Origin of the sequence: Microbacterium sp., from assembly GCF_047972865.1 — a bacterium.
GTDB lineage: Bacteria > Actinomycetota > Actinomycetes > Actinomycetales > Microbacteriaceae > Microbacterium.
In genome coordinates, this window is the sequence record NZ_JBKEAY010000238.1 from 1 (window position 1) to 9,061 (window position 9,061).

The 9,061-nt window shown below is 72.7% G+C and carries 8 protein-coding genes; all 8 read right to left on the reverse strand.

The window, feature by feature from the left end; translation table 11 throughout:
- Positions 1–207, reverse strand: a 207-nt coding sequence (locus ACK5KK_RS14645; RefSeq protein ID WP_416890825.1) for a hypothetical protein, incomplete at its 3' end; no start/stop codon positions are given.
- Positions 208–320: 113 nt separating this feature from the next.
- Positions 321–1,616 carry an allantoate amidohydrolase gene (locus ACK5KK_RS14650; protein WP_416890818.1) on the reverse strand — a complete coding sequence of 432 codons (1,296 nt, stop codon included), beginning with the start codon at positions 1,614–1,616 and terminating at the stop codon, positions 321–323.
- Positions 1,616–2,848, reverse strand: coding sequence for a pyridoxal-phosphate-dependent aminotransferase family protein (locus ACK5KK_RS14655; RefSeq protein WP_416890819.1), 1,233 nt, complete (start codon positions 2,846–2,848; stop codon positions 1,616–1,618). Before ACK5KK_RS14655 ends, ACK5KK_RS14650 begins: the two co-directional genes overlap by 1 nt.
- Positions 2,845–4,464 carry an AtzH-like domain-containing protein gene (locus tag ACK5KK_RS14660; RefSeq protein WP_416890820.1) on the reverse strand — a complete coding sequence of 540 codons (1,620 nt, stop codon included), beginning with the start codon at positions 4,462–4,464 and terminating at the stop codon, positions 2,845–2,847. The genes ACK5KK_RS14655 and ACK5KK_RS14660 overlap by 4 nt, the downstream gene beginning before the upstream one ends.
- On the reverse strand, positions 4,461–5,564 hold the full coding sequence (locus ACK5KK_RS14665) for an acetamidase/formamidase family protein (RefSeq protein WP_416890821.1): 1,104 nt from the start codon (positions 5,562–5,564) through the stop codon (positions 4,461–4,463). Before ACK5KK_RS14665 ends, ACK5KK_RS14660 begins: the two co-directional genes overlap by 4 nt.
- On the reverse strand, positions 5,561–6,946 hold the full coding sequence (gene allB / locus ACK5KK_RS14670) for an allantoinase AllB (RefSeq protein ID WP_416890822.1): 1,386 nt from the start codon (positions 6,944–6,946) through the stop codon (positions 5,561–5,563). The genes ACK5KK_RS14665 and allB overlap by 4 nt, the downstream gene beginning before the upstream one ends.
- 77 nt (positions 6,947–7,023) lie before the next feature.
- On the reverse strand, positions 7,024–7,734 hold the full coding sequence (locus ACK5KK_RS14675; protein WP_416890823.1) for an aspartate/glutamate racemase family protein: 711 nt from the start codon (positions 7,732–7,734) through the stop codon (positions 7,024–7,026).
- Positions 7,731–9,061 (reverse strand): NCS1 family nucleobase:cation symporter-1 (locus tag ACK5KK_RS14680; protein WP_416890824.1); only part of this gene is annotated, 1,331 nt, incomplete at its 5' end. The genes ACK5KK_RS14675 and ACK5KK_RS14680, both read right to left, overlap by 4 nt.

A 9,061-nucleotide genomic window follows, 5' to 3' on the forward strand; every position in this document is an offset into this window, starting at 1 on the left:
TTCGAGCAGGCTCCTCGCGATGTGGTGCGTCAGGTTCCGCAAGCCCAGGGCGGAGCCGCGGAGGTGCTCGAGGCGCCCGTTGATGGCCTCTGCCGATGTTCCGGCTATGCCGACCTGGAGCGTGCCTGCGGTGTGGTGCGCCGGATCGGCGGGGATCCGGCGATTCGGGACATGGTGCGCCAGGTCACTCGGTGGCGTCGGGATCATGCCCGCGAAGCGATCCGGTCTGCACTGGCCGAGCAGGCTCGTATCAGCCCAGTGCTCCGGCGACCGCGACAGCCCTCGCCTGCCACCCGTCACCAGACCACCCCCACCCCACCTCACCCGGGCTCGGCCCCCAGGTGCAGCACGGCCTCGGTCAGGGCGCGGATGCCGCGTGCCACGTCGCCGGCGGACACCGACTCGTCGGGGTGGTGGCTCACGCCGTCGGGGTTGCGCAAGAACAGCATTCCGACGCCGGTCACGGCGCCCAGGGCCATGCCGTCGTGACCGGCACGACTGAACACCACGGGCGGCTCCTCCGACCTCGCGGGCGACGACCCGACGATCCCGGCGCGGATCACATCCTGCAGCAGGGGGGCGCACGGCACCGCCGCGGCCCGGTGGATCTCGCGCGCCTGCCAACGCAACTCCCGCCGCCCCATGATCGCGTCCATCTCGGCGCTCAGCGCCTGCCACACCCGATCGCGCTCACCATCGAACTCGCCGCGCAGATCCAACGAGAACCGCACCTCCCCGGGAATCACGTTCACCGCCCCCGGAAACGCCTCGAACCGACCCACGGTACCGATGATGTGATGCTCGGCCGCGCACACCCGCTCCACCGCGAGCGCCGCCTCACTCGCCCCCAACAGCGCATCGCGACGCATGTCGTACGGCGTCCCCCCGGCGTGCCGCGCCTCCCCCTCGACGGTCAGCTGAAATCGACGCGCCGACGCGATCGACGACACCACCGCCAGCGGCTCCGCCGCCCGATCCAACTCGGGACCCTGCTCGATGTGCGCCTCGAGATACGCGATCAGCTCCTCGGGCCGCCGCGCCGCCTCGCCCACCCGCCCCGGGTCGAGCCCGAACTCACGGAACGCCTGCCGCAGCGTCACCCCGTTCGCGTCGGTCAGCTCCCACCAGCGCTCCTCCCACGTGCCGGCCACCGCCGACGACCCCAGCAGCGCCGTCCCGAACCGGGTACCCTCCTCATCCGAGAACGCGATCACCTCGACCGCGAACGGCAACCGGATGCCGCCACCGGGCGCCCGCAGCAACCGCACCACCTCCAGCGCCATCAGCACCCCGACGATCCCGTCGTACTTGCCCGCGTCGAGCACGGTGTCCAGATGCGAACCGATCATCACCGCCGGCCCCTCGTCGGCATCCGCACCGGCCGGCGCGATCCGGCCCACCTGATTGCCCGCCGCATCCTGCCACGTGCGCATCCCGACCTCACGCATCCACTGCGCCGCCAGCCGGTTGACCTGCGCGTGCTCGGGCGCCAGATACACCCGCTCCACCGTCCCCGGCGTCGCCGTCACCCGCGCCAGCTCGTCGCACCGCGCCATCACCCGCCGCGCCGCCGCCGCGGTGATCTCGACCGGCAGCTCACCGAGCAGCCCCGCCATCACGCCCCCGCGAACACGTCGGATGCCGCCGCCACCCCGCCCCCGACCGGCACCGCGGCACCGAACCGGCGCAGCACCTGCTCCAGCGCGGCGAGCGTGGTCAGCACGGCATCCCGCCGCGCGTTGTACCCCATCGTCCCGATGCGCCACACCCGGCCGTGCAACGGCCCGAACGACGTACCGATCTCAATACCGAAGTCATCGAGCATCGCCTGCCGCGCCGCATCGCCCGGCACCGGTTCGGGGATCTCCACCGCCACCACAGTGTTCATCTTGTGCGCCACATCGCCGAACACCTGCAGCCCGAGCCCCTCGACCCCGGCGAGCATCGCCGCCCCCGCAACCCGGTGCCGCTCGATGACGGCCTCGCGCCCCTCCGCCAGCAGCACCCGGGCGCACTCGCGCGCCCCGTACAGCATCGAGGTCGCCTCGGTGTGATGGTTCAGCCGCCGCGGCCCCCAATAGTCGAGGATCATGCCGAGATCGAAGTAGTTCGACCGCACGAAGTCCGCGGCCTCCGGGTCGCCGTCCTCACGGATGCCGGCCTCGATCCTCTTGCGCGCACCCACCCGCTCGACCGCCCGCGCCGACAGCGTGATCGGCGCCGACCCGCTCGGCCCGCCGAGACACTTCTGCAGGCCCGCGGTCGCGGCATCCACACCCCACGCGTCGGCGTGAAACGCGTTGCCCCCCAGCGACGCGGTGGCATCGGTGTAGAACAGCACCCCGTGCCGGGAACAGATCTCACCGATCTCATCGAGCGGCTGGTTCATCGTGGTCGACGTGTCGCCCTGCACGAGCGCCAGCAGCGTCGGCCGCACCCGCACCACCGCCTCCTCGATCACCGACGGCGGAAACACCTGCCCCCACGCGGTCTCGAGCGTGTGCACCTCGGCCATCGCGCGCTCGGCGATCTCGGCCAGCAGATGCCCGAACCGGCCGAACACCGGCACCAGCACCCGATCCCCCGGGCGCACCAGCGACACGATCGCCGCCTCGATGCCGGCCCGGCTGGTCCCGTCGATCAGCAGCGTCGCATCGTTGCCAGTCGCCCACACCCGCCGATACAGCTCCTGGGTCTCGGCCATCGTGTCGGTCATGAACGGGTCGTACTGACCCACGAGCGGCGCCGACATGGCCCGCAGCACACTCGGGTACGCCGAAATCGGGCCCGGCCCCATCAGCAGCCGCGCGGGCGGGTCGATCGGCGCGGGAACAGCGGCAGAGGTCATGACATGGTCCTTCCGAAGGCGGATGCCGTCAGGGCGCGCGCCAGCCGGCGCCCCAGACGGACAAGAGCGATGTCGGTGTCGGCGGCCGACACCAGCCCCACCCCGACGGGAGCCCCGCCGACGCGCAGCAGGGGCACCGCCAGCGCCGGCAGCCCCCCGACGGCGGCGGGCGTGGTCATGCGCAACGTGGCCGTGCGCACCCGGTCGATCTCGGCCGGCGGCGCCACCCGCGACGGCGCCGGCCCCGGCACGACCGGCAAGAGCAGCACGGCGTCGCGGGTGACGGCATCCATCCGCGCCCGCAACGGCACCAGCGCGGCCCGCGCCTGAATCTCGTCGGGCCCGCTCACCTGCGCGGCGGCGCCGAACCGGTCGGCGACGGCGGCACCCACCGCCCCCGGATGCCCGGTCACCCACGCACCGTTGTTACGCCACGCCTCCGCACCCTGCACGGCGCGGAACGGCGCGAGATAGGCGTCGAGGTCGCCGATCGGCGCGTGCGCGACGTGCGGCGCGTCATCGCCGGCGGCGAGCGCGGCCAGCATGCCCTCGAACGCGGCGCGCGTCCCCGCGTCGGCGGCGGCGAGCACCTCGTCGGGCACGACGAACCGCCACGGCAGATCGGTCTGCGACGACCCGTACACCGCCTCGGTCGACTCCGACCCGTCGTAACCCAGGCACCAGTCCGCCACCCGCTGCAACGTCACGCCGTCGCGGGTGAGCCACCCGACGGTGTCGAAACTCTGCGCCAACGGCAGCATCCCCTGCCGCGGGACCAGCCCGTGCGTCGTGCGCAACCCCCACAACCCCTGGTACGACGCGGGCACCCGCACCGACCCGGCCGTGTCGGTGGCCAGGCCCACGTCGGCCTGACCGGTCGCGACGGCCGTGGCCGGGCCCGACGACGACCCGCCCGGCAGCGTGCCCGGCACGGCGCCGTTGGCGGGCGTGCCGTAGTGCACGTTGTCGCCGGCGATCGAATACGCGAACTCGTCGGTGCGGGCGATCCCCCGCAGCGACGCCCCGCCGCGGAGCAGGTCGGCCACCGCCGGCGCGGTCGTCGGCTCGGGTCGCGCCTCGTCGAGGAACGTCGGGTTGCCCGCCCCGATGCGGTACCCCTTGATCGCGAACAGGTCTTTCACCGCCACCGTCAACCCCGCCAGCGGCCCCTCCCACGCACCCTGGTAGAGCGGGTCGCCGACGGTGCGCCACAAGGCGCGGTCGAACGCGGGGGTGCGCCCGGTGACGTGCGCGGCGACGATGAGCCACCGGTCCCCGTCGCGTTGCCACACCTGCGTCTGCAGCCCGGTGCCGCCGCCGTCGTAACGCGACACCGAGGTGATCAGGGCGGTGTCGTCCGCCAGCGGCCGGTACTCGATCTGTGCGATCGTCCGCGGGGCGACCCCGCCGCGCACGCTGCGGAACGCGCTGATCCGGTCGTGACCGACCAGCAGCCCCGCCGCGTCGCCGCGCATCGTGTCGGCGCCGGGCGCGAACGCCGCGTCGAGGGCGTCGAGGTCGTTGGCGCCGATCGCCCGCTCGTACGCCTCGAACGCCGCCGCGAGGTCGGCCGGCATCCCGATCGGTGCGGCTGCGGCATCCGTCGATCCGGTCATGCGGACCCTCCTTGCCCGACGGCGGCGAAGTCGGCCTCGCGGATGCGGGCGTGCACGCCGCAGACGATGTCGACCACCTGCGAGATGTCGAAGTCGGTCGCCGCCGACAGGTAGGCGTAGGCGAGGTGCTCGTCCATCCCGTACCGGGCCCGCAGCAGCGCGAGGGCGGCGCGCACGCACCCACGCATCGCCTCGTTCAGGTCGGGGTCGAGCCCCGTCGGCACGAGGTAGTCGTCGGTGCGCACGAGCGGCCCGACGACCTCGCCGAACGCGGCGACCGCCTCGGCGCGGGGCACCACGTCGAACCGCACCGTGGCCCGCAGCGACGCCTCCAGCGCGGTGAGCGCGACCTCGCCGTCGCCCTGCGCGAAGTGCGGGTCGCCGACGTAGGCGAGAGCACCGGGCACCTGCACCGGAAGGTAGAGCACCGCCCCCGCCGTCAGCAGCTTGATGTCGATGTTGCCGCCGTGCTCGCCGGGCGGCACCGAGTGGGGGCGTTCGCCGCCGGTGACGGCGACCCCCATCGTGCCGAGGAACGGCGCCAGCGGAAACTCCACGACCCGCTCCCCGCCGGTCACGAGCGGCAGCACCCCGACGAGGTCGTCGCCGCGCCGCTCCACCGCCGTGAAGACGCTGACGTTCTCGGGCCCGCGGGGCAGCTCACCGACGAGCGCGCCCTTGCCGTGGCGGTTGGAGACCACCCCGTACGGCACCCGCGGCGTGACGGCCACGACGGTCATCTTCAGCAGGTCGCCCGGCTCGGCGCCGGTGACGAACACGGGGCCGGTGACCACGTGCGGGCCGTCGGCGGCGGGGTCGCGGGAAAGGGATGCCGCAACCTGCACCGCGTCGTCGAGCACCTGGTCGCGGGGAACGCCGTGACCGCCGAAAAAGGCGGCGGGGTCTTTGCCCTGGTCTTCCAGAATGCCCTCGTGACTGATCGTGTCGATCGTCACGGTCGCGCCGTCGGCGACGGTGAGCGCCGGTGCATCGTCGGCGCACGGCAGCCGCCCCCACATCACCGTGCCGGGCGCGGCCGGCAGGTAGTGCTCGCCGGGGATGGGCCCGCTGCCGGGCTGCAGGATCTCGACGGCGGTCATGCGGCATCGTCTCGCGCCGCGCCGGACGGGCGGGTCAGGAGCCGGCCCGCCGGGGCACGGCGCCACGCGGGGGCGTCGCCGGTACGGCCGTTGGTGATATCGAACACGACGTCGCCGCGCAGCCACGTGCGGCGCACCGCGCCGGTGAGGTTCTTGCCGTCGTACGCGCTGATCGGGTTGCGGTGGAAGAGGTCACCCGAGCGCACCGTGAACGCGTCGTCGGGCCCGAATACGCACAGGTGCGCGGGGGCCCCGACCGCGATGAGCCCGGCCTCGGCCAGCCCTGCCACCCGCGCCGGACCGGTGGTGAACAGCGGCAGCAGCGTCGCCAGCCCGATGCCGCGGCGCTGCGCTTCGGTCCACACTGCCGAGAGCCCCACCTGCAGGCCCGAGATGCCGCCCCACGCCAGACCGAAGTCGCCGTCGCCGGCCCGCTTGAGGGCGACCGTGCTGGGGGAATGGTCGCTCACGATCGCGTCGATCGTGCCGTCGACGATGCCCTCCCACAGCAGGTCTTGCGCGGCGGTGTCACGGATCGGCGGGCAGCACTTGAACTCGCTCGCCCCGTCGGGCACCTGGTCGGCGGTGAGGCTGAGGTAGTGCGGGCAGGTCTCGACGGTGACGGCGACGCCCTCGGCCTTCGCGGCGCGGATCGCCGCCAGCGCGGTGCCGTCGCTCAGGTGCAGGATGTGCGCCCGGGCCCGGTGCCGCCGGGCGGCCTCGATGACCTGCACGACCGCCGACTCCTCGCTGGCGGCGGGGCGGGATGCCAGAAACGCCGTGTACCCGGGCCCGAGCGCGCCGTGGTCGTGCAGCAGCGCGGGGTCTTCCGCGTGCACGATCAGGAGCGCGTCGAACTCGGAGACCTCGGCCATCGCCCGGTCGAGCTGGTCGGCGGACAGGTGCGGAAACTCGTCCACCCCCGACGGCGACAGGAAGCACTTGAACCCCATGACCCCCGCCGCGTGCAGCGGTGCCAGCCGGCCCAGGTTGTCGGGGACCGCGCCGCCCCAGAAGGCGACGTCGACCCGCGCGGCGGGTTCGGCGGCGGCGCGCTTGACGGCGAGCGCGTCGGCGGTGGTCGTCGGCGGCAGCGAGTTCAACGGCATGTCGACGATCGTGGTCACCCCGCCCGCCGCCGCGGCGAGGGTCGCCGAGTCGAACCCCTCCCAGTCGGTGCGGCCCGGCTCGTTGACGTGCACGTGCGAGTCGACGAGGCCCGGCAGCAGCACCGCGTCGTCGGGGACCACGACCGCGCCGCGGGGGGCGCCGGAGGCGGGGCGCACCGCCGTGATCACCCCGTCGCGGACCTCGACCTCGGCGGGCTGGAACCGCCCGTCGACCCACGCACGACGCGCGCGCACGGTCAGCTTCGTGGCCATGTCTCCTGCCTTTCCGTCGCCGGGATGCGGCGCCTCGACGCTACCCGCGCCGCATTTCGGCCCGGTAACACGCGGGCTCACACCCGCGCGAGCTCGGGCGCGACGGCGGCGTACTCGTCGCGTTTGCTCGTGCCCACACCCATCCGCACCATGCCGGCGGCCATCCCGACGGCGGCGGCCACGCCGTCGACGACCGGCACCCCGGCGGTCGACGTGAGCCGGTGGCAGAGGTCGGTCATCCCGGCGCAGCCGAGCACGATGACGTCGGCCCCGGCATCCGCGGCGCTCTCGCACAGGGCCGCCAGGCGCCGCACCTCCTCGCCCCCGCTGTGTTCGAGCGCGAGCACGGGGATGCCCGATGCCGTCAGCGACAGGCACGCCTCGGTCATGCCGTAGCGGCGCACCAGGTCGCGCGCGCGCCCCAGGGTGCGGCTGAGGGTCGTCACGACGGCGAAGTGACGGCCCGAGACCGTGGCGATGTGCATCGCGGCCTCGGCGATGCCGACCACGGGGACATCGACCAGCTCTCGGGCGGCGTCGAGCCCCGGGTCACCGAAGCACGCGACGATGTAGGCGTCGCTGCCGCCGGCGGCCACGTCCTGCTCGATGAGGGCGATGACCGCGGCGGCGGCGCGCACCTCGTCGACGTGGGTCTCGATCGCGGCGGGGCCGTCGGTCGGGCACACCGCGGCGACCTCGACGCCGGGTCCGGCCACCTCCCGGGCGACCGCGGCGATCTTGGCCGTCATCGCCCGGGAGGTGTTCGGATTGATCAGGGTGATCCTCACACGTGCTCCCGCACCGGGGCGGTCGCCGTGCCGGTCTCGGCGGCGGCGCCGTCGGAGACCCCCTCGTCGTCGCCGTCGAAGGTCGGCACCCGCGGGTCGAGGCGCTCGAACAGCACGAAGAAGGCGTAACCGAGCGCGCACCCGATGAACCAGGTGAAGTTGCCGATCCACGAGATGTCGAACATGCCGAGGTCGGCGAACGTCTTCGGCAGGATCGCCAGCAGCACGGTCGGGATTCCCGCCGCCAGCAGCGCCTTCATCGCGTTGGGGTTGTAGCCGTTGCGGTACCAATAGGCACCCTCGGACGACATCGTGAACATGTCGTCGGTGCGGATGCGCTGCTTCGCGGCCACGTAGTACCCGGCCAGCAGCAGGCCGAACAGCGGGCCGATGAGCGCGGCCAACACGCCGAGCGAGTAGTGGATGGCGGTCGCGTCGGAGTACCAGGTCCACGGCAGCAGGAACACCGACCCGACGGCGGCGATCATGCCGCCCATCCGCCACGAGATCTTCTGCGGGGCCACGTTCGAGAAGTCGAACGCGGGCGAGATGAAGTTCGCCACGATGTTGATGCCGACCGTCGCCGTCACGAACGTGAGCCCGCCCAGCAGGATCGCGAAGGGGGTGTCGATGGCCTCGACGGTGTGGATCGGGTCGAGGATCAGTTCGCCGAACACCGGCAGGGTGGCCGCCGCGGTGAGCACGGTCAGGATCGAGAAGAACAGGAAGTTGATCGGCAGCCCCCAGAAGTTCCCCTTCTTGACCGCCGCGAACGACCGCCCGTAGCGGGCGAAGTCGCCGAAGTTCAGCATCGGGCCGGAGAAGTAGGCCACGACGATGCCGATGGCCATCGCCATGAGTCCGATCGTGCCCCAGAAGTCCTGCGGCGCCTGCGCGGGGTCGGAGAGGTTGAGATCGATGTTCTCCCATCCGGCTTGGCTGACCAGGTAGACGGCGAGCACGATCATGACGACGTAGACGGCGGGACCGGCCCAGTCGATGAAGCGGCGGATGACCTCCATCCCGTTCCAGAACAGGGCGACCTGGGCGACCCACAGGATCGCGTACGAGATCCAGCCGAGCGCCGACAGCCCGAGGAAGCCGACATCCAGCAGCGCCTCCGACCCCGGGATGAACTTCAGGAAGATGATGTTCAGCGACTGGGCGGCGAGGAAGGTCTGCACGCCGTACCAGGCGATGGCGATGATGCCGCGGATGATCGCGGGGATGTTCGCGCCCTTGATGCCGAAGATCGCTCGGTTGACGACCGGATACGGCACGCCGGTCTTCTGGCTGGGCTTGGCGACGAGGTTGGTGAACACCTGCA

Coding starts and splice junctions, on each gene's coding strand:
- ACK5KK_RS14655 (WP_416890819.1), bottom strand. CDS start 2,848: ATGACCTCTGCCGCTGTTCCCGCGCCGATCGACCCGCCCGCGCGGCTG.
- ACK5KK_RS14660 (WP_416890820.1), bottom strand. CDS start 4,464: ATGACCGGATCGACGGATGCCGCAGCCGCACCGATCGGGATGCCGGCC.
- allB (WP_416890822.1), bottom strand. CDS start 6,946: ATGGCCACGAAGCTGACCGTGCGCGCGCGTCGTGCGTGGGTCGACGGG.
- ACK5KK_RS14665 (WP_416890821.1), bottom strand. CDS start 5,564: ATGACCGCCGTCGAGATCCTGCAGCCCGGCAGCGGGCCCATCCCCGGC.
- ACK5KK_RS14650 (WP_416890818.1), bottom strand. CDS start 1,616: ATGGCGGGGCTGCTCGGTGAGCTGCCGGTCGAGATCACCGCGGCGGCG.